Raw genomic sequence first — 24,608 nt, 5'->3', positions numbered from 1 at the left:
CATGAGCACTCTTCCGAAGATCGCCTGGATCGGGCTGGGCATCATGGGCGCGCCCATGGCCGAAAACCTGATCAAGGCCGGCTACCCGGTCACCGGCCACACCCTCGAACAGGACAAGCTCGACCGGCTCGCCGCCGCCGGCGGCACTCCCGCCGCCTCGATCGCCGAGGCGGTCCGGGAAGCGGACGTCATCATCACCATGGTGCCCGCCTCCCCGCAGGTCGAGGCCATCGCCTACGGCCCCGACGGCATCCTGGACAACGCCCGGCGCGGGGCGCTGCTGATCGACATGTCCTCGATCACCCCGCAGACCTCCGTCGACCTGGCCGCCGCCGCGGCCGGCAAGGGGATCAGGGTGCTGGACGCCCCGGTCTCCGGCGGTGAGGCCGGCGCCGTCGAGGCCGTCCTGTCCATCATGGTCGGCGGGGCCCAGGAGGACTTCGACGCCGCGTACCCGGTCTTCGAGGCGCTCGGCAAGACCATCGTGCGCTGCGGTCCGCACGGCGCCGGGCAGACCGTCAAGGCCGCCAACCAGCTCATCGTCGCGGTCAACATCCAGGCCTGCGCCGAAGCCGTCGTCTTCCTGGAGAAGTCCGGCGTCGACCTGGCCGCCGCCCTCGACGTCCTCAACGGCGGGCTGGCCGGCTCGACCGTACTGACCCGCAAGAAGGACAATTTCCTGAGCCGCGAGTTCGCGCCCGGCTTCCGTATCGACCTGCACCACAAGGACATGGGCATCGTCACCGACGCCGCCCGCACCGTCGGAGCCGCGCTGCCCGTCGGCGGCGTCGTCGCCGGCCTGGTCGCCGCCCTGCGCGCCCAGGGCGACGGCGGCCTCGACCACTCCGCCCTCCTGCGCGGCGTCGAGCGCCTCTCCGGCCACACCAGCGGCTGACACCGTGCCCGTCCACGTCTTCGGCTCCCCCGGCGCCACCGCCCTGCCGTGGTACGAGGCGCTGGAACGGGCCCACGGCTCCCGCCACCTGATGGCGCAGCATGAGGTGGACGCGGTGCACATGGCGGACGGCTGGGCCCGTACGAGCGGGCGGACCGGTGTCGTCGTCGCGGCCCCGGAGGAGCCGGAGCGGACCGGCGTCAGGTCCGGCGCGGGCCTCGACGGCCTGCTCGCCGGGCTGCGCACGGCCCACGCGGACGCGGTTCCGCTGGTCTGCGTGACCGGCCGGACCGCACCGCCCGGCGGGGGCGGCGCAGCCGTACCGGCCGCGGCCCTCGTCCGGTCGGCCCGGCCGGTGGCCAAGGCCGCCGTACAGGTCGAGGACCCGGCCCGGGTGCCGCAGGCTCTCCGCGCGGCCTTCCGGACGGCGCGGGCGGGCCGCCCCGGGCCCGTACTGATCGACCTGCCGTACGCGACGGCCGCCCACGACATCCCGCTCGACGCGGTGGACGAGCAGCACGGCAGGCCGGCCGACGACCGCCGCACGCGCCGGGCGTCGCTCCGCACCCGCCGGTACGTGGTGTGCGGGTGGGGCGGGCCGCCCGGCCGGCAGGTATCGGCCGCGGTCGGTGTACGGGTGGCGTTGGACGCGTCGGGCCACCGGGGCACCACAGTCGTCGCGCTGGTCCGCGCCGACCAACTGCCGTATGCGGCAGGTAGTTTGGGGGTGGCGGCGAGGTACGAAGTACCGTTCGTACTGGCCGCGTTCGACCCCGGCGGCCGGGGCGGCGGACGGGCACGGGAGCTGATGCGGGCCCACGGCTGCTCGGGGCACCGGGTGGACGGCCGCGGCGGCCTGCGGTCCGCGATCACCTGGGCCCGCAAAGAGTGCGTGACGACCGCGCGCCCGGTCCTGCTGCTGATCGCCGCGCACACCCCGGCCGGAGTACGTGCCACCGCACGTACGCAGGCGCTCGTCGCGCGCGTCCCGCACCCGCGCTCCCCGCACGAGGCGTGAGCCTCCCCGAGACTTCCCGGCGGCGGCGCCGACACCTGTCCTGTCGCGCCCAGGCGCCGCCGCCGGGAACACCCCGAGCGCGCCCGTGAGCCGCTCCCGCACCCCCTCCGAGCACCGCCCGGCAACTTTTCAACAAAGTGTTGACGGAGGTGGGGGTGCTCCTTACGCTCCCACATGCGGAAGCCGACTTCCGCGCTCTCGTACGGAAGGTCACCATGCCGAAGCCCACGACGACGCGCCGTCTCACCACGGAAGCCGGCGCTCCGATCGCCGACAACCAGAACTCCGCCACCGCCGGCGTCGGCGGCCCGCTGCTCCTCCAGGACCAGCACCTCCTGGAGAAGCTCGCCCGCTTCAACCGCGAGCGCATCCCGGAGCGCGTCGTGCACGCCCGCGGCTCCGGCGCGTACGGGTACTTCGAAGTGACCGACGACGTCACCGGGTTCACCCGCGCCGACTTCCTGGGCGCGGTCGGCCGGCGCACCGAGCTGTTCATCCGCTTCTCGACCGTCGCCGACAACCTCGGCGGCCCGGACGCCGCCCGCGACCCGCGCGGCTTCGCGGTCAAGTTCTACACCGAGGAGGGCAATTACGACCTCGTCGGCAACAACACCCCGGTCTTCTTCATCAAGGACCCGCTGAAGTTCCCGGACTTCATCCACTCGCAGAAGCGCGACCCGTTCACCGGAAAGCAGGAGCCGGACAACGTCTGGGACTTCTGGGCCCACTCCCCCGAGGCCACCCACCAGATCACCTGGCTGATGGGCGACCGCGGCATCCCGGCCTCCTACCGGCACATGAACGGCTACGGCTCGCACACCTACCAGTGGACGAACGCCGCCGGTGCGGCCTTCTTCGTCAAGTACCACTTCAAGACCAACCAGGGCATCCGCTGCCTGGACGCCGCCCAGGGCGCCGAGCTGTCCGGCAAGGACCCCAACAGCCACCAGACCGATCTGCTCCAGTCCATCGAGCGCGGTGTGTACCCGTCCTGGACGCTGTACGTGCAGATCATGCCGGCGGCCGAGGCGGCGGACTACCGCTTCAACCCGTTCGACCTGACCAAGGTGTGGCCGCACGCCGACTACCCGCTCCAGCGGGTCGGCCGCCTCGTCCTGGACCGCAACCCCGACAACGTCTTCGCCGAGGTCGAGCAGTCCGCGTTCTCGCCCAACAACTTCGTGCCCGGCATCGGCCCGTCCCCGGACAAGATGCTCCAGGGCCGGCTCTTCGCCTACGCCGACGCGCACCGCTACCGCCTGGGCGTCAACCACACCCAACTGCCGGTCAACGCGCCGAAGGCGACCGTGGCGGACAACTACGGCCGGGACGGTCTGATGGCGTCCAACGCCTACGACCGGCATGCCAAGAACTACGAGCCCAACTCCTACTCCGGTCCCGCGCAGTCGGACCAGCCGCTGTCCGCGCCGCTCGCGCTGACCGGCCACACCGGCACCCACGCGGCCCCGGCGCACGCCAAGGACGACGACTTCTTCCAGGCCGGCGAGTTGTACCGGCTGATGTCGGAGGACGAGAAGAACCGCCTGGTGGCGAACATCGCCGGGGGCCTGGCGCAGGTCTCCCGGGACGACGTGGTCGAGAAGAACCTCGCCCACTTCCACGCGGCCGACCCGGAGTACGGCAAGCGCGTCGAGGCCGCGCTGCACGAGCTGCGCGAGGACTGATCCCGGATCGGCGCGAGGGGCCCGACGGGAGGTCCGGCCCCTCGCGCGTCCGTACCGGCCGGTCCGCTGAGGGGTGGCCGGCCGGTACGGTACGGCGGCGCGGGGCTCCGCGGCGTACGGTCAGGGAGCCGACGGCCCGCGCGGCCCGGTTCCCCGGGAGACACCGGTGCGGTGGTCGTGCCCGTCCGAAGGAAGGACGGTCCGTCTCCCCGACAGCGCCGCGGAGCCCGCGTCGCGCTGCTTCTCTCTCCCTCCCCCGAAGCTCCGCCCGGCGGTGCGATTGTCCTGTCGCGCCCATCTCCCGTGCCGCCGGGCGGCACCATCGCCCACGGGCCCTGCCCTGCCGCACGATCGCGGAAAGCCGGGTCCGCGCGCATATGTCTGCGGTAATGTCGGCCTCGCACCCTGAGCCTCCCCGGCGCGAGCCGGTGGAGGACCATGGACGGCAGCAGCAGAACCTGTCTGCCGACCTACCTGCCAGGAGCCGCCATGGCCGACAGCGTGCCGGTGCGCTGCCCGACGTGCCGCCGCGAGAACGCGTTCACCCCGCCCACCTTCCCGTGCGCGTGCGGCGCCCCGCTGACCCTGCCGGTGCTGCGCGGCGGCATACCCGTGGAGATCCTGCACCGGACGTGGCAGAGCTCCTGGGTGGAGGTGCGCTGCGAGACCTGCGGACGGCTCGACGAGTGGCCGGCGCCGGAGTCCGGCTGCGCGTGCGGGACGGTGGTACGCGTCCCCGTCGTACCGGTACCGAACCCGCCGCCGCCCGACCCGCCCGCCCCCGGCGGCCCCGCGTCGGCACCGCCCGGCGGGCCGCCCCGCCGGCCGCCGGTGCTGCGTCCCGCCTTCCGTCCGGTCACCATCCGTACGGCCGGCGACTGTGTCACCGCCGCCGCCCAGTACCTGAAATGGCTGGGCTTCACCGACATCGCGCGGGTGCCGGAACGCACCACGTCGGGCGTGGATCTGCGCGGCTCCGGGCTGGTGGCCCAGGTCGACCCGACGACCCGCGCGACCAAGCTGCGGGAGGTCGAGTGCCTGTGGCTCAACGCGCTCAACGACTCCGCGGTCGCCGTCTGCTTCTCCCTGGCGGGCTACTCCCGCGACGCCCGCGCCCGCGCCGACGCACTGCACATACCGCTGTTCGTCATGGACCTCACGGGCACCCCGCAGCCGGTCAACGACCCGGCCGACGAACTGATCAGGGACGGTACGGGCCGGTAGGGCGGCCGCGCCGATCCGGTGCCGGGGGGACGGCCGTCGGGCACACGAGAGCCCCCCACCGGCGCGCGGTGCGGGGTTCTCGGTCCGGGGCTGCCCCGGTGCTACGGGCCCTCGGCCTCCGCGGAGGCCACGGTGATGGCTCCGGCCGGGCAGAGGCCGGCGGCCATCCGGGCGGCGGCCCGGTGTCCGGGGGCCGGCGCGGCGTCCAGGACGACCACCAGACCCTCCTCGTCGTCCTGGTCGAAGACGCCGGGCGCCGTCAGGGCGCACATGCCGGCGCCTACGCAGCGGTCACGGTCGGCGCCGAGGCGCAGCGGTTCGCGTGGGTCGCTCATGGGCTACTCCTTGTCCCAGGTGACGGGCAGGCTGACCACGCCGTAGATGTTGGCGCGGTCGCGCAGCGGCACCTCGTGCGGCGGCACCGCGAGGCGCAGGGTGGGGAAGCGGGCGAGGAGCGCCGGGAACGCGACGGCCATCTCTACGCGGGCGAGCTGCTGGCCGAGGCACTGGTGGGCGCCGTGGCCGAAGGCCAGGTGTCCGGTGGCCTTGCGGTGGATGTCCAGCCGGTCGGGGCCGGGGAACCTGCGCGGGTCGCGGTTGGCGGCCTGGACCGAAACGGTCACCGTCTCACCGGCCTCGACCAGCCGGCCTTCCACCTCGACGTCTTCGAGGGCGGAGCGCAGGATGGGGTCGGCCACGCTGAGGTAGCGCAGCAGTTCCTCGACGGTCTGCTCCGCGAGGCCCGGGTCGGCGCTCAGGGCCGTCAGTTGGTCGGGGTTGCTCAGCAGGGCGAAGGTGCCGAGGCCGAGCATGTTCGCGGTGGTGTCGAGTCCGGCGGCCAGCAGCACCCCGCCGACTCCGATCAGTTCCTCCTCCGTGAGGTCGGAGGAGGTAAGATCGCTGAGCAGATCGTCGGTCGGCGCGGCGCGCTTGGCGGCCACGAGTTCCCCCATGAACCGGCCGACGGCGGCGAACGCCTCGCCCTTCGCCGCCACGTCCGCCGCCTGGTCGAAGAGGGTCGCCACGTGCTGCTGGAAGCGGTCCCGGTCCGCGTACGGCACGCCGAGCAGTTCGCAGATCACGAGCGCGGGTATCGGCCGCGCGAACGCCTCCACCAGGTCGACGGAGGGTCCGGCCTGCTCCATGGCGTCCAGGCACTCGTCCGTGAACTGCGCGACGCGCTCGGAGAGCTGGCGCATCCTGCGGACCGTGAACTTGCCGGTGAGCAGCCGCCGGAAGCGGGTGTGCTCGGGGGCGTCGAGGCCGAGGAAGTCACCGACCGGTGCCGGCTGCATCTCCGTCACCCCCTCCATGCCGGACAGCGGCATCGGCAGGTGCAGGTGTTCGTAACGGGCGCTGAAGCGCGGGTCGGACAGGATCGCGCGGGCCGCCGCGTGTCCGGTGGCCAGCCAGCCGGAGTGCCCGTCGACGTAGCGCAGGCGGCGCAGCGGCTCGTCGCTCAGCGCGGTGAGTTCGGCGGGCGGGTCGAAGGGGCAGCCGGTGCGGCGGTCGGTGGGCAGGGTGGGCAGTTCTTCGGCGGTGGTGTCGTCGGTGGGGTGGTCGGTGGTGTCGGGAAGGGATCCGGCGGCTGTCGGGTCGTGCGACATGGGGTTCTCCAGTGGTGGTCGGTGCTGGTGAACGTGCTGGCGGCTGGGGCGGGTCACCGCTCGGAGCCGGTGGTGCGGGGCCGTGTCAGCGCTTGGCCCCGGACTTGAAGGTGCGGCGCGCCCAGACGTAGCCGACCAGGGTGAGGCCGACGCACCAGGCGAGTCCGGTGACCGCGCTGCCGCCGATCTCCGTGCCGAGCCACAGGCCGCGCAGGGTGTCGATGATCGGCGTGAACGGCTGGTACTCGGCGAACCAGCGCAGGGCGGTCGGCATCGACTCGGTCGGCACGATGGCACTGCCGAGGAACGGCAGGAACGTCAGCGGCATCGGGATGTTGCTGGCCGTCTCGGGGTTCTTGGCGACCAGGCCGATACCGGCGGCGAGCCAGGTCAGCGCCAGGGTGAGCAGGGCGAGCAGGCCGAGGGCGGCGAGCCATTCGACGGGGGTGGCGGCGGGGCGGAAGCCCACCAGGAGCGCGACGGCGACGACGAGGACGATGCTGATCATCGTCTGGATCAGGCTGCCGACGACATGGCCGGTCAGGAACGAGGCGCGGGAGATCGGCATCGTACGGAAGCGGTTGACGATGCCTTCGGTCTTGTCCATGCAGACGCTGATCGCGGTGGTCAGGGCGCCGGAGGTGGCGGCCATCAGGATGATGCCGGGCGCAAGGTAGTCGATGTACTCGCCGCCCCCGGCGGCCGACGCCCCGATGCCGCTGCCCAAGGCGGTGCCGAAGGCGTAGTTGAACAGCAGCAGCATCATGACGGGCATGATGACGACGGTGAGCGTCAGGGACGGGTAGCGCAGCGCCTTCTTGAGGTTGCGCCGCAGCATCGTCCTGGAGTCCCGGACCGCGTAGGACAGGGTGGCCATCAGACGTTCTCCTCGGTCGGTGCGGCGGTGCCGGCGGTGCCGGCGGGGCGGGGCTGACCGGTGAGGGTCAGGAACACGTCGTCCAGATCGGGGGTGTGCACGGTGAGCGACTCGGCCCGTACGGCGGTCGTCTCCAGGGTGTCCAGGACGGCTCGCAGGGTGGTGACGGAGCTGTCGCCGGGGATCCGCAGGGTGAGGGCTTCCTCGTCCCGCGTGGCGAGGCCGAAGACGCCCGCGGCGGTGTCCAGGGCCCGGGCGTCGGCGAACCGCACCCGGATGTGGCCGCCGGGGATGCGCTGCTTGAGCTCGTCGGCGGTGCCCTCGGCGATCAGCTTGCCGTGGTCCAGCACGGCGATGCGGTCCGCGAGCTGGTCGGCCTCTTCGAGGTACTGGGTGGTCAGGAAGATGGTCACGCCGTCGTCGGCGACCAGGTTCCGGATGATCTCCCACATGGTGCGGCGGCTGCGCGGGTCGAGCCCGGTGGTGGGCTCGTCGAGGAAGATGATCCGCGGATCGCCGACCAGGGTCATCGCCAGGTCCAGCTTGCGCCGCATACCGCCGGAGAAGGTGGCGGCGGTCTTGCGCGCCACCTCGGACAGGTCGAAGCGGCGCAGCAGGTCCTTGGCCCGCCGCTTGCCCTCGCGCCGGTCGAGGTGGTGCAGGTCCGCCATGAGGAGGAGGTTCTCCTCGGCGGTCAGCAGGTTGTCGACGGCCGAGAACTGGCCGGTGACGCCGATCGCGGAGCGCACCGCGTCGGCGGCCCGGGTCAGATGGCGGCCCGCGATCCAGGCGTCGCCCGCGTCGGCGTCGATGAGGGTGGAGAGGATCTCCACGGTGGTGGTCTTGCCGGCGCCGTTGGGCCCGAGCAGGGCGAAAATGGTGCCTTCGGCGATGTTCAGGTCGATGCCGTCGAGCACGAGCTTGTCGCCGTAGGACTTGCGCAGTCCGGTGGCGGCGATCGCCGGTGCCGTGGTGTCCACGGCGATCGGCGCGGAGATCTGAGTGACGGTCATGCCGCTGTCCCTTCGGGTGCGGTGCGGTGGGCGTACGTGCGGTCAGGCGCGACGGACGACGACGTCACCGGTCGCGGTACGGGCGTGCACCTCGACGGTCTCGTCGGAGTCCGCGGGGCCGGCGGCGGAGCCGAGTTCGTTGCGTACGGCGCCGTACTTGGTGTTCAGGTCGAGCCAGGCCGCGGTGCCCTCGTGAATGCCCACGAGGAGGTCGCCGACGGAGGTGCGCAGGTCGATCCGGCCGCGGACGACGTCGCCGACGCGGATGCCGCCGCAGGAGGAGGAAGCGTCGACCCCGGCCAGGGCGACGTCGATGTCGATGCGGCCGTTGGCGCACTTGGCGCCGACGCTGCCGTGCGCGGTACCGACGGAGATGTCACCGTTGGCCGCGCTGGTCTTCAGGTCCCCGGCGACCTCGGCGATCCTGGTCGCGCCGTTGCCGTTCTTGACGGTCGCCGTACCGGTGACGGCTCCGACCTCGATCCGGCCCGCGCCGGTGATCTCGATGTGTCCGGCCGAGCGGTCCAGGCGGATGTCGCCGAGGTCGGTCTTGAGGTCGCCGCCGGCCACCTCGTCGATCTGGAGGTCGCCGAGCGAGGTCTTGAGCGTGACGTTCCCGAAGCGGCCCGCGCAGTGGAAGTGGCCCATGCCCGTGGAGCCCCGGACCTCCGACCCCGCGGGCAGTTCGACGCTCACCTCGACGGCGCCCGGCTTGCCGAACAGGGACCGCTTCTTGGGCGTCTTGACCGAGAGGCGACCGCCCGAGCAGGTGACCTGGGTCTGCTGCACGGCGCGCATGTCGTTGTCGTCGGCTCCGTTGCGCGGCAGCACCTCCACGACGGTGTCGGTGCGCTTGCCCGCGGTGATGCGGGCGGTGCCGCAGTCCAGCTCCAGGGTGGCGATGATCGGTTCCGGGGTCTCGAACGTAGGCATGGCTGTCCCGTCCTCTTGACGTGAGTGGTTGTTCCCGCTGGTGAGGCGGGTGCTGAGCGGGTCGGCGGGGCCGGTGTCCCCGGCCGGTGGAAGTGGGGTGGGGCGGGGCTCTAGCGGGCCCAGCCGACGAGGCCCTGGTTGTCCGGGTCCGGGCCGCGGTCCGTCGGGCCGGCGCGCTCCCCGCCGTCGAGGGCGGTGGACACGGCCCGCACCAGCCAGGCGTTGACCGACAAACCCTCCACGGTCGCGGCGCCCTCGGCTCGGACCTTGAGGTGGGCGGGGAGCCGGAAGTTGATCCGCGCCACGGCACCGTCGTCGGGGTCCGCGGGCGGCGGTGACGGTATCGCCGTGCCGGGTGCCGTGACCGGCTCCCGCGCCTCCCGGAACGGTTCGGGTACGGGCGGCGCCGTCACCACGAACTCCGGGTCCAGGCCCCGCAGCCGTACGTCGACCGAGCCCGGCGCCAGTTCCCGCGTGACCTCGCCCATGGCGGCGGACAGCGCGTCCAGGAGGGTCAGACGGGCGGCGGATTCCAGGGGCGCGGCGAGCCGCTCGGCGAGGGCGCGGGAGTCGTCGCCGCCGGTCTCCGCGGCGACAGCCAGCTCCTGCCGGAGGTTGTCGACGTAGGGCGTCAGGTCCATGGCGTCATCATGGCACATCAATGGCACCACTGACGAGCCAGATTGGCGTTCTTTCGTCGCTCAAGGCTGCGACCAGCAGGTTCACGGGTGAATCGGCGCGCCCTGATGCCGCACTGACAGGCCGAAGCTGGCAATGGCGCCACAGCGACACCACGGCGACACCGCGCGCACGGAGGGGCTTCCCGCGCCGCATCACGGCATTGCACCAGCGAAACGCCGTTATGGCGCCATGCCGCCGCCGGCTGGCGCCATTACTCCTCCGACCACCGACACCGGCCTGACGCTCGTGCCGAAGCCGCGCCGCCGTCGCGCCGAGTCCGTGCCGAGGCCCGCCCCGTTCGGCCTGCACCTCTTCCGCCCTTCCAGCGCTGCGGACACTGTCGCCGTAGCCATCGCTGTCGCCGTCCTCGTCGCCCTCACCGTCGTACCGGCGCTGCTCGGCTCAGCGCCGGTCGAGGTCCTACGCCGCCGGGACCGCGAGCACGTCTCCGGCAAGCCGCCCGGTGCCCGCGGTCAGCACCAGGCCGCCAGGCACGCGGCGAAGGAAGCCCGCCACCAGCCCGGCCTCGGCTCCCGGCGGGCCGGTCACGTCCTGCGCCACCCCGGCGCCGAAGTCCCGGTCACCGGCCAGATCGCGACATTCGTCGACTTCTCCCGGACCCACGACGACGACGCGCTGCTCCCCCACCTCGGGCCTCGCGACGGACTACGAGGTGTTCCGGGTGAGCCGGATGCCGGAGGCGTACGCCCAGCGCCTTCGTACCGCGCGACCACGAACTGGTCGGCTGACGGCGCGGACCGACCCCGGCCAGGCCCGGCTGCCGGACGCCGGACGCCGCCGGGCCTGCCGCGTACCTGGGCGGGCGCCCGGCCGCGCCCCGGACACGGGATCTAAGGTCGGAGGCGACCCGACCCGCGGACGGAAAGCACCCCCATGAAGGCCAGGACCAGCGCGAACGCGCTGCTGCAACTGCGCGGCGTCAGCCGTCGCTACGGCGACCGGCAGGCGCTGCACCCGATCGACCTCGACCTGGCCGCCGGGAGCTGCACGGCCCTGTTCGGCCACAACGGGTCCGGCAAGTCCACCCTGCTGCGCATCGCGTGCGGCCGGGACGCGCCGACCACCGGCACGGCCCGGTTCGCGGGCCGCAAGGTCGCCGAGGACGACCCGGAGGTACGGGCGCGGGTCGCGGTGGTCGGCGACAGCGTCGCCTGCTACCCCGACCTGACCGTCCGCGAACACCTGGAACTCGTCACCGTGGCGCATGCCGTGGACGACGCCCAGGCATGGATCGACCAGGTGCTCGCCGACCGCCGGCTGGCCGGTCACGCCCACGCGCTGCCGGGTTCGCTCTCCTCGGGCCAGTTGCAGTCGCTGCTGCTGGCCGCCGCGCTGGTCCGGCCGCGTGACCTGCTCGTCCTCGACGAGCCCGAGCAGCGGCTGGACCCCGACGCCCGCGCGCGGTTGGCTGCCCTGCTGGTCGCCGAGAAGGCGGACGGCGTGGCCGTCCTGCTCGCCACGCACCAGGCGGAGCTGGCCCTGGAGGTCGCCGACCGCATGATCGCGCTGGAGGACGGCGAGGTCGTCGAAACCGGCAGCCCGGCCGAGGTACTGGCGAAGCTGGGCGTCCGCTCATGACCGTACGCGATTCTGCGGAGGAGGCCGGGGAGCAGGCCGTGTGGAACGAGGCCGACGACGACCGCACCGCCGAGACGCTGCACTGGCTGCGCGCCAAGCGCCGCGCCCACCACCGGCAGCGCCGCCGCGACCGCGCCGTCCTCGTCTACTGCGTCGTCCTCGCGGCCCTGGGGTACGGCAGCGGCTACGCCCACCGCTTCCTGCGCGAACTCAAGCTCGGCGCGGACCACGGCAGCCTCGGCGCCGACCTCCAGCGCACCCTGCCGGCCGCCTTCGTCGCCGTCACCCTCGGGCTGGCCGTACTCGCCGCGCGCGACGCGCTGTGGCGCGGGCCGGTCGTGGTGTCCGGGCCTTCCGTCGGCTGGCTCCTCGCCCAGCCCGTACGGCGCGGAGCGGTGCTGCGCCCCGGCTTCCGTCGCTCCGCCGGACTGGCCGTGGCAGCGGGGCTGCTGGTGGCGGCGGCCGTGGCCGTGGTCCTTCAGGTCACCGGTCAGGCCTCGTTCGGCGGTGGGTTCCTGGCCCTGCTGCCGGCGGCGGTCTGTCTGCCGCTGCTGGCCGTCTCACTCGGCATGGCGGTGGAGCGCAGGCCGCACCTGGCACCGTACGTACGGCGCGCGACCGCACCCGCGGCCCTGCTGTGCGCCCTCGGCGCGGGCCAGGCCGCCCTGGCCGGCGCCGGCCACCGCTGGGCGCCCCTGGAACGGGCCGAACTGTGGTCCGGCCCGTGGGGCTGGGCGGCGCAGCCGGTGGTGTCCGTGACGGGCGGACCGGCGCACGGATGGCCGGTTGCGACCGTGCTCCTCGCGGCCGTGACCGCCGCGGCCGTCCGGTACGCCCACCGGGACGCCGCCCACGTACCCAACGCCCAACTGCGCAGCCGCGCGGCGACGGCCACGGCCGTCACGTCCGGGGTGTTCGCCCTGGAACTGCGGGCCGCGAAACTGGCTGTCCTGGAGGCCGGCGGCGACGAACCGAAGCGCTGGGTCCGCCTGCCGGCACCGCGGAACCGGCACCTGGTCGTCGTCTGGCGCGACCTGCTGGCCCTGCTGCGCGCGCCCGGAAGGCTGGGCCGCGCCGTCGCCTGGACGGCCGCTGCCGCCTCGGCGGCGGGGCTCGGCGCGGCGACGGCGGGCGAGAAACGCGTCCTCGGCCTGGCCGTGGGACTGCTGTGCGGCTACGCGGCGGTCGGCGCCCTCGCCGAACCGGCCCGCCTGGAGACCGACAACGTACGGCGGGCGGCCTGGTCCCCGTTCCGGCTGCGGACGCTGATGCTGCATCACGCGATCGTGCCCGCGGTGCTCGGCGCGCTGCTGGGCCTGCTCGCGGCCGTGCCGTACGCGGTGGCCGGCGCGGCGTGGACGCTCCTGCTCATGCCGCTGTGCGCGGTGCCGTTCGCGGCGGCGGCGGTCTTCGGCGCGTGCCGCGGACCGGCCCGTACCGACCTGCTGTTCGTCGGCGGCGCCACTCCGATGGGCGGCCCGGGACCGTTCGTGTTCGCCGCGTGGTACGCCGCCGGACCGCTCGTGTCGGTCACCGGCCTCGTCCTCGTCCTGAACGCGGCCCTCGGCCACGGCCTCGACCCTCGGTCCGTGGCCTCCGTGGCCACCGTGGCGGCCCTGCTCACGGCCGGTCTGCTGTGCTTCGTGGTGCGCTCGGCGGACCGGCTCGTCAAACACTGACTCGACACCGTCAGGGCTGCCGCGGGCGGCAGGGGCGCGTACGTGAGCGACGAACGCGCGGGCCTGGATTCCGGTAACCCGCCAGGAGGTGCCTGGCGGGTTACCGACGGGGCCCGTGGCACGTACCGCCCATCACTGTTCCCCTTCCCGCAGCCGGAACGGGGACGCCGGACCGCGGGCGGCCCTTGGCGTCCCGTGGTCGTCCGCGATCTCGGGTACAGCGCCCGCAGCCCGGCCGAAGCGGCGCACGCCCGGGAGGCCACGGCCGCTTCCCGTCCGCGCCAGGTGGGCCCCCGGCACCACCGGTACCGTTCCGTGGCCCGGTGGTCCACCGTGGAGGAACGCCGGGCGCGCCGGCGGCTGCGGTCCAGGTCGGGATTCTGCTGCACCGGGTGAACTCCGGTGGCGAGGAAAGCGTGCTCGACCTCGCGGACACGTCCGCAGGCAGAACCGCATCCGAAAATCGGCTGCCGTGCGCCGGGGCACCTGCGACGGTATGTCCATGAACGTCATGGAGCCCCGCCCCGTCGTCCGCCCGGCCGTGCCCGACGACCTCCCCGTCCTGCGCGACATCGAGCGTGCGGCCGGGGAGGCGTTCCGTGCCGTGGGCATGGGGCCGATCGCCGACGACGAGCCGCCTTCGCTGCCGGAGTTGGCGCGCTGTCAGGAGGCGGGGCGGGCGCTGGTCGCCTGTGCCGGGGTGGCACCGGGCGGTGTGCCGCTCGCGTACCTGCTCTGGGAGCCGGTCGACGGCTGCGCGCACATCGAGCAGGTGTCCGTCCACCCGGACGGCGCGCGGCGCGGGCTCGGCCGGGCGCTCATCGAGCGGGCCCGGCGGGACAGCGGGCTGCCGTCGGTCACCCTCACCACCTTCGCGGACGTGCCGTGGAACGCCCCGTACTACGCCCGGCTCGGCTTCCGTGTCCTGGCCGACACCGATCTCACCCGGGGCCTGCGCGAGATCCGGCGCCGGGAGGCGGAGCTGGGGCTGGACCGGTGGAAGCGGGTCTGCATGCGGCGGGACGGTTGACGCGAGCAGGGGGTGGCTGACTCGGGCGGCCGGAGGCCGATGGCCTGGTCGCGTGACTCGCCGGTGCGTCCCTGTTGCCCGGCGCTTCGGCTGACGGGGACCATCGCGGGATGAATCCACGTCAACCGGTCTCACCGCCCACCCCCGAACCTGTCGCGACGGGCGGCGACGGCGGCGGTGTGTCCGGCGCGGACGGGGCGCCCGCGCGCCTCTCCCCCGCTCGGCGGGTCTGTGCCGTCACCGCGGCGGGCTGCGTCGCCGTCCTGGTGCCCCTGCTCGGTACGGGGCTCGTGGTCGACGAGTCGTACGAGATCCGATTGCCCGGGGACGGGGGCACCGCGCTGCTGCGGGCGGTGCTGCTGGCCGCGCTGTGCGTGCAGGCCGGCGAGCTGGCCGGGGCGTGGCTCGCGCGGGGTGTGCGGGGCGCGTCGGCCGGGTTGCCGCGGGGCTGGTCGAAACGGGCCGCGTGGGTGGGAGCGGCGGTGGCCGTGGGGCAGTTGCTGCTGATCGCGGGGCGCGGATCGCCTCTGGCGGGGCTGTCGGGGCCGGCTCTGGTCGACGCGTACGCCACCCGGCCCGGCCTGTCGGCCCTCCTGGAAGCCAACGCCTTTCTGCTCGCCGCCTTGTGTGCCGCCTCCGGCCGTCCGGGATGGGCGGGTGTTCCGCTGGCCGCCGTCGTCATCGGCGAGGCGCTGCGGGCCCACCCCGAGACGGACACGCCGGAGATCGGCGTCGCGCTCACCCTCGCCCACCTGACCTCGACGGCACTGTGGGCCGGCGGCCTGCTGCACGTGCTGCGGATCCGGTGGCACTGGCGGCACGACGCGGCGGCGGGGCGGGAGTTGCTGCTGCGGTACGCGCGGCCGGCGGCGCTGCTGTTCGCCGCGATCACGGTGACCGGTGTGTGCAGCACACTGCGCCGGCTGCCGCTCGCGGAGACGTTCGGCACGGCGTACGGCCGTGTCCTGCTGGTCAAACTCGTGCTCGTCCTGGTGGTGAGCGGGCTGGCGCTGGTAGCCCGCAGGCGGTTGCGGCGGGAGGTGGCGCTGCCGGGGGCGGCGACCGGGCCGGCCCGTGCGGAGGTGGTGGCGCTGGCCGCGGTGGTGCTGGTTTCCGCCGTTCTGACCGCCGTACCGCTGCCGCCCGCGCCGTGAGGCTCGCGCCGTGCGCACGCATTTCCGTGCCGCTCGCGCGCGATAATGGCCGCATGTTCGATGCGAAGCGGCTGCGGGCCGTCTGCCTGGGCTTCAACGGGGCGGTCGAGGAGTTCCCGTTCCCCCGGAACCAGGAGGTGTGCACGTTCAAGGTCGGCGGGAAGATCTTCGCGTTGAGCAGCCTGGACGCCGGGCCGCTGAGTGTGAGCCTGAAGTGCGATCCGGACCTGGCGGAGCGGCTGCGGGCCGCGCACCCCGAGGTCGTGCCGGGCCACCACCTCAACAAGCGGCACTGGAACACCGTCTCACTGACAGGGACACTGGACGACCGGCTGGTCCTGGACATGATCGAGGACTCGTACGACCTCATCGTCGCGCGGCTGCCGCGTGCGCAGCAGCTCGTGCTGGACTGGCCGGGCCACGCCTGATCCCAGGGCGCGCGGCCCGGCCGTGCCGGCCGTTGCGTCCGGCCGTCAGGTGTGCGCCGCTTCGACGGGACCGGACGGTTCCGGAGCGACGGCCGGTGCGGCCGCGGCCTCCGGTTCCGGCGTCAGCCGCGCCGCCAGCCGCTCCCGCAGCTCGATCTTCCTGACCTTGCCGCTGACCGTCATCGGGAAGGTGTCGAGGACGTGTACGTACCGCGGCACCTTGTAGTGCGCCAGGCGGGAGCGGCAGAAGCGGGCCAGCTCGTCGCGGGTGAGCCCGTCCGCGGTGTCGCGCAGGATGACGCAGGCGGCGATCTCCTCGCCGTACTTGGCGTCCGGGACGCCGACCACCTGCACGTCCGCGATCTTGGGATGGGTGTGGAGGAACTCCTCGATCTCGCGCGGGTAGACGTTCTCACCACCCCGGATGATCATGTCCTTGATGCGGCCGACGATCCGCACGTACCCGTCGTCGTTCATCACCGCGAGGTCGCCGGTGTGCATCCAGCGCTCCGCGTCGATCGCCTCGTCGGTGCGCTCCGGCTCCTCCCAGTAGCCCAGCATCACGCTGTAGCCGCGGGTGCACAGTTCGCCCGGCTCGCCGCGCGGTACCGTCGCGCCGGTTGCCGGGTCCACCACCTTGACCTCGATGTGCGGCAGCACCCGGCCCACCGTGCCGGTGCGGTGCGCCAGGTCGTCGTCGCGCCGGGTCTGGGTGGAGACCGGGGACGTCTCGGTCATGCCGTAGCAGATGGAGACCTCGGCCATGTGCATCTCGGAGACGACCCGCCGCATCACCTCCTCGGGACACGGCGAGCCCGCCATGATGCCGGTGCGCAGCGACGACAGATCGTACGAGGCGAAGTCCGGGTGGTCCAGTTCGGCGATGAACATCGTCGGTACGCCGTACAGGGACGTGCAGCGCTCCTCCTGGACGGCCCGCAGGGTGGCCGGCGCGTCGAAGGCGGGGGCCGGGATGACGATGCAGGCACCGTGCGAGGTGGCGCCGAGGTTGCCCATGACCATGCCGAAGCAGTGGTAGAAGGGCACCGGCAGACAGACCCGGTCGTGCTCGGTGTAGCCGACCGTCTCGCCCACCCAGAAGCCGTTGTTGAGGATGTTGTGGTGGGAGAGGGTGGCGCCCTTGGGGAAGCCGGTGGTGCCGGAGGTGTACTGGATGTTGACCGGGTCGTACGGCGACAGTTCCTTCGCGCAGGCGGCGAGCTTCTCCCGCGGCACCCCGGCGCCGGCGGCCAGCAGACCGTCCCAGGTGGGGTCGTCGATGTAGACCACGTCGCGCAGGGCCCGGCTCTCGGCCCGCACCTGTTCGATCATCCGCCGGTAGTCGCTGCTCCTGTGCGCGACGGCGGAGACCAGCACGCTCATCCCGGCCTGCTTGAGCACGTACGCCAATTCGTGCACCCGGTAGGCGGGATTGATGTTGACCATGATGGCGCCGATGCGGGCGGTGGCGTACTGCACCAGCACCCACTCGGGGCAGTTGGGCGCCCAGATGCCGACCCGGTCGCCCTTGCGGACGCCCTTGGCGAGCAGCCCGAGCGCCACCTCGTCCACCGCCCGGCCCAGCTCCGCGTAGGTCCAGCGGCGCCCGCCCGCCACGTCGACCAGCGCCTCGCGGTCGCCGAACCGGCCGATCGCCCGGTCCAGGTCGGCGCCGATGGTGCGGTCGAGCAGCGGCCGGTCGCTCTCCCCCCGCGCGTACGCCTCCGGGCGGCGCTCCGTGCCGCTCTCCCGCGGTCCCGGCGGGTGGCTCGGCGGCCTGCTCATGTCGGTCATCGGTGGTCTTCCTCTCGGTACTCGGCGGCGCCGCCGCCCTCTTCGGCGGTGCGCTCGCGCAGTTCCACACGGCGGATCTTGCCCGAGACCGTCTTGGGCAGGTCGGCGAACTCCAGCCGCTTGACCCGCTTGTACGGGGCGAGCACCGCGCGGGAGTGCGCGAAGAGCTCCGCCGCGGTCTCCGGTCCAGGCTCCCAGCCGGCCGCCAGCACCACGTACGCCTTGGGTACGGCCAGCCGTACCGGGTCCGGCGCCGGCACCACGGCGGCCTCGGCGACCGCTTCGTGCTCCAGCAGTGCGCTCTCCAGCTCGAAGGGTGAGATCTTGTAGTCGGATGCCTTGAAGACGTCGTCGCTCCGGCCCGTGTAGAAAATGTAGCCGTCGGCGTCACGCGAACCGATGTCGCCGGTGCGGTAGTAGCCGTCGGCCATCGCCTCGGCGGTGCGCTCCGGGTCGCCGTGGTAGCCGGTGGTCAGTCCGACCGGCCGGGCCGACAGGTCCAGGGCGATCTCGCCCTCGTCGGCGGGCTCGCCGGTGACCGGGTCCAGCAGGACGACCTCGAAGCCGGGGGTGGGACGGCCCATGGAGCCCGGTTTGAGGGGCTGGCCCGGGGTGTTGGCGACCTGGACGGCGGTCTCGGTCTGCCCGAAGCCGTCGCGGATGGTGACGCCCCACGCCTCCCGTACCCGTTCGATGATCTCCGGGTTGAGCGGCTCGCCGGCCGCGACGATCTCCCGCGGCGGGTTCTTCAGCGCGGTCAGGTCGGCCTGGATGAGCATCCGCCACACGGTCGGCGGGGCGCAGAAGCTGGTGACGCCGGCCCGGTCCATCTCGGCCGTCAGCCGGGCCGCGTCGAAGCGGGTGTAGTTGTGGATGAAGACGGTGGCTTCGGCGTTCCAGGGGGCGAAGAGATTGGACCAGGCGTGCTTGGCCCAACCGGGTGAGGAGATGTTCAGGTGGACGTCGCCGGGTTTCAGGCCGATCCAGTACATCGTCGCCAAGTGGCCGACGGGGTAGGACGTGTGGGTGTGCTCGACGAGTTTCGGGCGGGCCGTGGTGCCGGAGGTGAAGTAGAGCATCAGGGGGTCGTCGGCCCGGGTGGGGCCCGTGGGCTCGTACGTCTCGGGGGCGGTGTACGCGTCCTCGTAGGCGAGCCAGCCCGCGGCGGCCGTCCCGGCGTCCCCGCCCACCGCGATCCGGGTGTAGTCGCCGGGCACGCCGGCGAACTTGCCGGTGTCCGCGGCCCGTACGAGCACGTGCCGGGCCCGGCCCCGCTCGACGCGGTCGGCCAGGTCGAGCGGGCCGAGCAGCGGGGTGGCGGGGATGACGACGGCGCGCAGCTTCATCGCCGCGAGGGCGGTCTCCCACAGCTCGGCCTGGTTGCCGAGCATGACCACGATCCGGTCGCCGGCGCGCACGCCCTGCGCGGCCAGCCAGTTGGCGGCCCGGTCCGAGACGCGGCGCAGTTCGTCGAAGGTGCGGCGGGTGTGGGTGCCGTCCTCCTCGACGATGTGCAGGGCGGTGCGGCCGTTGCCGTCGGCGATGTGGTCGAACCAGTCCAGCGCCCAGTTGAAGTACGCGGGGCGGGGCCAGGTGAAGCCCGCGCGGGCGGCGTCGTAGTCCTCGCGGTGGCGGAGGAGGAAGTCCCGCGCCGCGCGGAACTCGGCGGTGGGACCCGAGGACGTCCTCTCTCCCGTCACTTCCGTAACCCCCTTAACCCCACCCATACCGTCCGTACCACCCGTCGCACCTGTCGTATCCGTGTCCGCCATGTGTCCTCCTCATTGCCGCACCGCCTACCGCCATCGTGTAATCAGTGACGCAGGTCTCACCACCCCCGAACGGGGGGAAGCGGAGGTTTCGGCGTGCGGGTCGAATCGGAGTGCGGCGGGTCCGCCGACGTACGGGCGGCGCTGCTGCGGCTGCGGCGGACGAGCGGGCTGCCGGTGGCGTTCGGCGGGCTGCGGGACGGCACCGGCCGCTACCGCATCAGCGAGCTGACGGGTGCCGGAACCGCCGCGCTGCACGGCCTGGCCGTCCGGCACGGCAACGGCCTCGGCGGCAAGGCGGCCGAGCTCACCCGCCCCTTCGCGGTGACCGACTACCACGCGTCCGCCGTCATCAGCCACGAGTACGACGCCGCCGTGGCGGCCGAGGGACTGTGTTCCGTGCTCGCGGTGCCGGTCGTCGTGCGGCGGCGGGTGCGCGGGGTGCTGTACGGGGCGCTGCGCCACCCCGTACAGCTCGGCGACCGCCCGCTGTCCGCCGCGATGGAAGCGGCCCGCGAGCTGGAGCAGGCCCTGCTGCTCCAGGACGAGGCGCAGCGGCTGCTGTCGGTCGCCCGGCAGCCCGCGGCCGCCGATCCGGCGGCCTGGGAGGAGGTCCGGGAGGCACACGGCGACCTGCGGGGTCTGGCCCAGCGCGTCGCCGACCCGGTGCTGCGGCACGAGTTGCTGGCGGCGTGCGGACGGCTGGCGGCGGCGTCCGCTCCCGGGCGCGGCCGTACGGGCGACGGGCACGGCCGGACGCCGGGCGGGCACGGCCGGCCGGACGGCCCGGTGCTGGCGCCGCGCGAGGTGGACGTCCTGGCGTGCGTGGCCTCCGGCGCGACCAACGCGATGACGGCGGAACGGCTGGGCCTGCGCCCGGAGACGGTCAAGAGCTACCTGCGGTCCGCCATGCGCAAGCTGGGGGTGCACTCGCGGCTCCAGGCGGTGGTGGCGGCGCGCCGGGCGGGGCTGCTGCCGTGAGCCGGGTGGCGGTTCCTGCGGGGCCGTGGCTGTCGGTCAGTCCGCCCGGCCGGGGGAACCGGCGGCGGCCCGCATGCCCCGTACCGTCCGCAGGTAGTCGGCGATCGCGTCCCGGTTGCGGGTCAGGCAGTCGATGCGCCGGCTGAGCTGATCGTGTTCCTGCTCCAGAATGCCCGTCATCTCCGGTGTCAGATCGTCGAAGTGGATGCTCCGGGGCTCGGCCAGGCAGGGCAGGATCTGCCGGATGATCCGGGTCGGCAGCCCGGCGTCGAGGAGTCCCTTGATCTGCAGTACGCGGCCCACGTGTGCTTCCTCGTACGCACGGTAGCCGTTGCCGGACCGTCCCGGCGTGATCAGCCGCTGTTCCTCGTAGTAGCGCAGCAGACGCCGGGAGGTGCCGGTGCGCTCTGCCAACTCTCCGATCCTCATGCGCCTGAGCCTACGGCTCCGCTTCCGGCCCTCCGCTTGACCTTCCCATCGATGTGAAGGTCCGAGACTCGCGGGGCGGCCGGAACGCGGCCGCGGTGCGTCTGCGCAGGAGGAGGACCAGTATGGTCACGATCGATGTCCCCGCGTTCTACCGGGAATGGGCGGCTCGCAGCAGCGGCGTCCTCGACGCGGCCGCCGGGCAGGGGCCCGACAGCCTGGAGGACGTCCGGCTCGCCTACCGGCAGTTCTTCCAGGACTGCTTTCCGGCGCCGGACGGCGTGACGTTCACCCCGGTGGACGCCGACGGGGTGCCCGCCGAGTCGGCGGTCCCCGCGGACGCCGTCCCCGGCCGGTACCTGGTCTACCTGCACGGCGGTGCCTACCTCGTCGGCGACCCGCAGGGCTACCGTGGCCTGACCGGCGAACTCGCCCGGCGGCTGCGCGCCCGCGTTCTGGTGCCGGACTACCGGCTCGCGCCCGAGGCGGTCTTCCCCGCCGCCGTCGACGACGCCGTCACGGCCTACGGCTGGCTGCTGAAGCAGGGCGCCGCGCCCGAGAACGTGGTGTTCGCCGGCGACTCGGCCGGCGGCGCGATGGCGGTCAGCGTCCTCGTCGCGGCTCGCGACCGGGGACTTCCCCGGCCGGCCGCCTCGATCGCCGTCTCGCCCTGGGCGAACCTCGAACATACGGGGGCGACGATGCGCACCCTCGACGGCGTCGATCCGTCCGTCAGCCGTGCGGGGCTGCGCCGTGCCGCGGACGTCTTCCTGGGCAGCGCCCCGCCGAGCAGCCCGCTGGCCTCCCCCGTCTTCGCCGGCACCCGCGGGCTGCCGCCGGTCCTGATCCAGGTCGGCGGTCACGAGGTCATGCTCAGCGACGCCGTCCGACTGGCCGCCAAGCTGGCCGAGGACGCCGTGTCCGTCCGTCTGGACGTCGCACCGGGGATGGGACACGTGTGGCATCTGCTCACCGGTCACCTGCCCGCCGCCGACCGAGCCGTCGCCGACGCCGTCGCCTTCGCCGAGGCACACCTGCCCGCTGTGTGAGCGCGCCACGGGAGGGCGGGGCTGGGCTGGGCTGGACTGGACACAGCACGGCCGAGGACGGGGCACGAGAGCCCCGCCCTCGGCCGGCGACAGGTCAGGCCGGGCCGGTCACTCGTGGTGCGGCTGGTAGTACGAGCCGAGTTGCTGGTGGTAGTCCGGGTTGCCGAGGTGCTTCTCCTTGTCGAACTCCGGGGAGTTCTTGATCTCTTCCTTGGTGCGGGAGACGTAGATCTTGCGCTCGGCGGTGTCGACGGACGCGATGACGCCGGCCGGCAGCAGGACGTGCTTGCCGAAGATCCAGACTCCGGTGTCGACCACGATCCAGGCGGAGCCCATCTCGTCGGAGTGCTTGTCGACCTTGCCGATATGGCCGTCCGTGGCCTCGACCTTGTAGCCCGCGAGGTCCGTACCGGCCGTGTGGCCGGCGCCGGCCGGGTAGCCCCAGATGTCGGTCATGGAACGCTCCTTCGCGCGATCGGGACTCGGAACACGGCGCCGGGTGCCCGGCCGCACCTCACCCAAACGGCGGGGTGCGGCACGGTGCTCCGCTTCCGGCCACCGCGCCGCCCTCAGCGGTCGTCAACCGTCTCCAGCCGTCCTCGGCCGTTCTCGGCCCTTCTCGGCCCTTCTCGGCTCAGGAGCCTTCACCGGCGAACGGCAGGTACTCCGTCTCCAGCGCGGCGTCCAGCACCCGGGCCGTGCCGGGCGTGCGTTCCTCGACCAGCCCGGCGTGGACCAACCGCCGCAGCCGGACGCCGCCGAGGTAGCAGGCCGACAGGTCCCGTACGTCCAGGGCCAGGTCGGCCGGGTCGCCGGTCGGCCCGTAGGCGGTACCGGACGGGTCCGCGGTCAGGCGGAAGCGGCCGGCGTTGGCGGGCAGGGTGGCGTCGCGTATCTCCAGTACGAGGTCGACGGGGGCGGCCCAGGAGCGGGCGGTCAGGGCCCGTGCCACGTCCACCAGCCGGAGCCACATCGCGGGCCACTGGCCGGTGACGCGTACCTGGTCGCGGTCGGCGGCGAAGTGCAGCAGCGGGTCGTCAGGGGCGACCGCCCATGCCTGTACCTTGCGCGTCAGGTCGATGGAGGCGAGGTAGGACCAGAGGGCGGCGGCGGCCGGCGCGTCGTCCGCCTCCAGTTCCTCGACGGTGACGATGCCCTTCTCCCCCACCCGGTAGACGACGTACCCGACGGCGGGCGCGTCCTTGTCGCCGAGGACGACGACGCGCGCCGGGCCGCCCTTGGCGTCGTCACCGTCCTCGGCGTCGGCGCGCACCGCGCGCCGCCACCACGCCTCGCTGCGGGAGAGCCGTCCGCCGCGCCGCGCCCGGCCCGTCTCGTACAGCGGCGCGAGTAGGGTGACGGCGTCCGCCGGGGCGATCAGCCGCAGCGGGCGCCGGTCGGGCGTGATGCGCAGGGCCAGGGGCCGGGTGGTGTTGACCTCGACGGCGTACGCCTCGGTGGCGGGACCGAAGCCGAAGCGGCCGTAAATCGCTTCCTCCGACGCCCACAGGCAGGCCAGCGGCCGGTGGTCGGCGGCGCAGCGGCGCCACAGTTCGCCCATCATGCCGGTCAGCACGCCGCGCCGCCGGTGGGTGGGCGCTACCGAGACGAAGTCCAGTTCGGCGACGGGCAGTTCGCCGCCCGGCACGGAGAGGCCCAGGCGGTGTGCCGCGGCGAAGCCGACGATCTCCTCGTCGTCGTACGCCCCCACCCGCTCGCAGTTCAGCAGCAGTTCGCGCTGGCGCTTGCGGGTGGCGTCACCGGCCGTCACGTGGAAGGCGAGGTGCGCGAGGTCGAGTGCCCGGTCGACGTGAGCTTCGGGGATGCCCCGGATGTCCGTGGTCACCTCAGGGACGGTAACGCCGGGCCCCGCGCGCCGTCACCCGTTTTTACGCGACGGGCCACCGGGCCCGGCCGGACCGCCCGTCCCCGAGAAGAAGTCCCGCACCCGGTGGCGGCGCCCGTGCCGCCCGCGGTCGCCGTAGTCCGCACCGTACGGCTCGTCGTAGTCCCCCTCGCCGCCGTCCGGGTTGTTCAGGACGGCCCAGCTCACGGCCGACACCGCGGGCTCCAGCGACAGGCGGCTGACCGCCTCTTCGAGGAGGCTGTCGTCGCGCCGCTCGGTGGTCAGCTCGGCGGCGACGGTGACCCTCGGCGGCGTCCCGCCGTCCGGCCGTTCGGCGCCTTCGTCGCGGCTGTGCACCGCCCGCAGCCGGAAGCCGGGCCGGGTGACGGCCTGTACGACCAGCGTCCTGATGTGCGCCTCCTCGGTTTCCAGGCACACCGCCTCGAAGTAGTAGTCGGTCGCGACCTCCGCGCCGCCGCCCGGCTCCCGGTCCATCCGCCGGCCGAGCGGCCGCAGCACCAGGTTCGCGCCGACCACCCCGGCCGTGCCGAGCGCCGCGACCACGTACAGCCCGGTGCCCGCCAGGGCGCCGACCGCGGCCGAGCACCACAGCGTGGCGGCGGTGTTCAGGCCGCGTACGTTCAGTCCGTCGCGCATGATGACGCCGGCGCCGAGGAAGCCGATGCCGGAGACGATCTGCGCGGCGACCCGCGATCCGTCGTAGCCGGTGGTGCTGGTCGCGGCCGCGAAGCCGTACTGGGACAGCAGGACGAACAGCGCGGCGCCGGCGGCGACCAGCGCGTTGGTGCGCAGTCCCGCCATCCGGGCGCGCCACTGCCGTTCCAGGCCGATGACCGCGCCGAAACCCAGGCCGGCGGCGATGTTGCCGGCCAGCTGCCACTCGTTCACCATGATCCGCG

At 73.5% G+C, this 24,608-nt stretch carries 24 protein-coding genes; 12 read left to right on the top strand and 12 right to left on the bottom strand.

Annotated elements, in window-relative coordinates:
- Window position 1: 1 nt before the first annotated feature.
- From AB0A97_RS20705 to AB0A97_RS20690, 4 genes are all read left to right on the top strand, one after another.
- The gene (locus tag AB0A97_RS20705) at window positions 2-895 is read left to right on the top strand and encodes a 2-hydroxy-3-oxopropionate reductase (protein ID WP_361151789.1); all 894 of its coding nucleotides are present in this window, start codon (window positions 2-4) and stop codon (window positions 893-895) included.
- 4 nt (window positions 896-899) lie between these two features.
- Window positions 900-1,913 (top strand): thiamine pyrophosphate-binding protein, encoded by a 1,014-nt coding sequence (locus AB0A97_RS20700; RefSeq protein WP_361151786.1) that lies wholly within the window; start codon window positions 900-902, stop codon window positions 1,911-1,913.
- A gap of 215 nt (window positions 1,914-2,128) precedes the next feature.
- Complete coding sequence (locus AB0A97_RS20695; protein ID WP_361151783.1) at window positions 2,129-3,598, top strand: catalase; 1,470 nt, start codon at window positions 2,129-2,131, stop codon at window positions 3,596-3,598.
- A gap of 489 nt (window positions 3,599-4,087) precedes the next feature.
- On the top strand, window positions 4,088-4,822 hold the full coding sequence (locus tag AB0A97_RS20690; protein WP_361151781.1) for a hypothetical protein: 735 nt from the start codon (window positions 4,088-4,090) through the stop codon (window positions 4,820-4,822).
- A gap of 101 nt (window positions 4,823-4,923) precedes the next feature.
- On the opposite strand, the gene AB0A97_RS20685 is transcribed toward AB0A97_RS20690, so the two are convergent.
- From AB0A97_RS20685 to AB0A97_RS20660, 6 genes are all read right to left on the bottom strand, one after another.
- The gene (locus AB0A97_RS20685) at window positions 4,924-5,157 is read right to left on the bottom strand and encodes a ferredoxin (protein WP_361151778.1); all 234 of its coding nucleotides are present in this window, start codon (window positions 5,155-5,157) and stop codon (window positions 4,924-4,926) included.
- Window positions 5,158-5,160: 3 nt separating this feature from the next.
- On the bottom strand, window positions 5,161-6,429 hold the full coding sequence (locus AB0A97_RS20680; RefSeq protein WP_361151775.1) for a cytochrome P450: 1,269 nt from the start codon (window positions 6,427-6,429) through the stop codon (window positions 5,161-5,163).
- 85 nt (window positions 6,430-6,514) lie between these two features.
- Window positions 6,515-7,306 carry an ABC transporter permease gene (locus AB0A97_RS20675; protein WP_361151772.1) on the bottom strand — a complete coding sequence of 264 codons (792 nt, stop codon included), beginning with the start codon at window positions 7,304-7,306 and terminating at the stop codon, window positions 6,515-6,517.
- Entirely contained in the window at window positions 7,306-8,319 is a 1,014-nt protein-coding gene (locus AB0A97_RS20670; RefSeq protein ID WP_361151770.1) for an ATP-binding cassette domain-containing protein, read from the bottom strand. The genes AB0A97_RS20675 and AB0A97_RS20670 overlap by 1 nt, the downstream gene beginning before the upstream one ends.
- Before the next feature lie 42 nt (window positions 8,320-8,361).
- A complete protein-coding gene (locus AB0A97_RS20665; protein WP_361151768.1) occupies window positions 8,362-9,252 on the bottom strand; it encodes a DUF4097 family beta strand repeat-containing protein in 891 nt (296 codons plus the stop codon).
- Between the two features lie 110 nt (window positions 9,253-9,362).
- Complete coding sequence (locus AB0A97_RS20660) at window positions 9,363-9,893, bottom strand: hypothetical protein (RefSeq protein ID WP_361151766.1); 531 nt, start codon at window positions 9,891-9,893, stop codon at window positions 9,363-9,365.
- Window positions 9,894-10,122: 229 nt separating this feature from the next.
- Between AB0A97_RS20660 and AB0A97_RS20655 the strand changes: the two genes are divergently transcribed.
- From AB0A97_RS20655 to AB0A97_RS20630, 6 genes are all read left to right on the top strand, one after another.
- Window positions 10,123-10,788 carry a hypothetical protein gene (locus AB0A97_RS20655; protein ID WP_361151764.1) on the top strand — a complete coding sequence of 222 codons (666 nt, stop codon included), beginning with the start codon at window positions 10,123-10,125 and terminating at the stop codon, window positions 10,786-10,788.
- 39 nt (window positions 10,789-10,827) lie between these two features.
- A complete protein-coding gene (locus AB0A97_RS20650) occupies window positions 10,828-11,532 on the top strand; it encodes an ABC transporter ATP-binding protein (RefSeq protein WP_361151761.1) in 705 nt (234 codons plus the stop codon).
- Window positions 11,529-13,211, top strand: coding sequence for a hypothetical protein (locus AB0A97_RS20645; RefSeq protein WP_361151759.1), 1,683 nt, complete (start codon window positions 11,529-11,531; stop codon window positions 13,209-13,211). The genes AB0A97_RS20650 and AB0A97_RS20645 overlap by 4 nt, the downstream gene beginning before the upstream one ends.
- 502 nt (window positions 13,212-13,713) lie before the next feature.
- Window positions 13,714-14,241, top strand: a complete 528-nt coding sequence (locus AB0A97_RS20640; RefSeq protein ID WP_361151756.1) for a GNAT family N-acetyltransferase — start codon at window positions 13,714-13,716, stop codon at window positions 14,239-14,241.
- Window positions 14,242-14,351: 110 nt separating this feature from the next.
- Window positions 14,352-15,395, top strand: a complete 1,044-nt coding sequence (locus tag AB0A97_RS20635) for a CopD family protein (RefSeq protein ID WP_361151753.1) — start codon at window positions 14,352-14,354, stop codon at window positions 15,393-15,395.
- A 53-nt stretch (window positions 15,396-15,448) separates the two neighbouring features.
- Window positions 15,449-15,823 carry an MmcQ/YjbR family DNA-binding protein gene (locus AB0A97_RS20630; protein ID WP_361151750.1) on the top strand — a complete coding sequence of 125 codons (375 nt, stop codon included), beginning with the start codon at window positions 15,449-15,451 and terminating at the stop codon, window positions 15,821-15,823.
- Between the two features lie 45 nt (window positions 15,824-15,868).
- Here the strand turns inward: AB0A97_RS20630 and AB0A97_RS20625 are convergent, their stop codons facing one another.
- Window positions 15,869-17,617, bottom strand: coding sequence for an AMP-binding protein (locus AB0A97_RS20625; RefSeq protein WP_361151747.1), 1,749 nt, complete (start codon window positions 17,615-17,617; stop codon window positions 15,869-15,871).
- Window positions 17,614-19,317 carry an AMP-binding protein gene (locus AB0A97_RS20620; protein WP_361151746.1) on the bottom strand — a complete coding sequence of 568 codons (1,704 nt, stop codon included), beginning with the start codon at window positions 19,315-19,317 and terminating at the stop codon, window positions 17,614-17,616. Before AB0A97_RS20620 ends, AB0A97_RS20625 begins: the two co-directional genes overlap by 4 nt.
- 165 nt (window positions 19,318-19,482) lie before the next feature.
- Here AB0A97_RS20620 and AB0A97_RS20615 point away from each other — a divergent pair, with 165 nt between their 5' ends.
- The gene (locus AB0A97_RS20615) at window positions 19,483-20,367 is read left to right on the top strand and encodes a helix-turn-helix transcriptional regulator (RefSeq protein WP_361151744.1); all 885 of its coding nucleotides are present in this window, start codon (window positions 19,483-19,485) and stop codon (window positions 20,365-20,367) included.
- Window positions 20,368-20,403: 36 nt separating this feature from the next.
- On the opposite strand, the gene AB0A97_RS20610 is transcribed toward AB0A97_RS20615, so the two are convergent.
- The gene (locus AB0A97_RS20610) at window positions 20,404-20,796 is read right to left on the bottom strand and encodes a MerR family transcriptional regulator (RefSeq protein ID WP_361151742.1); all 393 of its coding nucleotides are present in this window, start codon (window positions 20,794-20,796) and stop codon (window positions 20,404-20,406) included.
- A gap of 122 nt (window positions 20,797-20,918) precedes the next feature.
- On the opposite strand from AB0A97_RS20610, the gene AB0A97_RS20605 reads away from it, so the two are divergent.
- The gene (locus AB0A97_RS20605) at window positions 20,919-21,842 is read left to right on the top strand and encodes an alpha/beta hydrolase (RefSeq protein WP_361151739.1); all 924 of its coding nucleotides are present in this window, start codon (window positions 20,919-20,921) and stop codon (window positions 21,840-21,842) included.
- Window positions 21,843-21,950: 108 nt separating this feature from the next.
- Here AB0A97_RS20605 and AB0A97_RS20600 read toward each other — a convergent pair whose 3' ends face one another.
- The 3 genes from AB0A97_RS20600 to AB0A97_RS20590 all read right to left on the bottom strand — a co-directional run bounded on the left by AB0A97_RS20600 (window position 21,951) and on the right by AB0A97_RS20590 (window position 24,600).
- On the bottom strand, window positions 21,951-22,298 hold the full coding sequence (locus AB0A97_RS20600) for a PRC-barrel domain-containing protein (protein WP_361151736.1): 348 nt from the start codon (window positions 22,296-22,298) through the stop codon (window positions 21,951-21,953).
- 178 nt (window positions 22,299-22,476) lie between these two features.
- Window positions 22,477-23,688 (bottom strand): GNAT family N-acetyltransferase, encoded by a 1,212-nt coding sequence (locus tag AB0A97_RS20595; protein WP_361151733.1) that lies wholly within the window; start codon window positions 23,686-23,688, stop codon window positions 22,477-22,479.
- Between the two features lie 33 nt (window positions 23,689-23,721).
- The gene (locus AB0A97_RS20590; RefSeq protein WP_361151731.1) at window positions 23,722-24,600 is read right to left on the bottom strand and encodes an MgtC/SapB family protein; all 879 of its coding nucleotides are present in this window, start codon (window positions 24,598-24,600) and stop codon (window positions 23,722-23,724) included.
- Window positions 24,601-24,608: the final 8 nt, after the last annotated feature.

It is taken from the genome of Streptomyces sp. NPDC045470, from assembly GCF_040646595.1.
GTDB lineage: Bacteria > Actinomycetota > Actinomycetes > Streptomycetales > Streptomycetaceae > Streptomyces.
The sequence above is the reverse complement of the archived record's forward strand: the minus strand, read 5'-3'. Positions and strand labels throughout refer to the sequence as shown.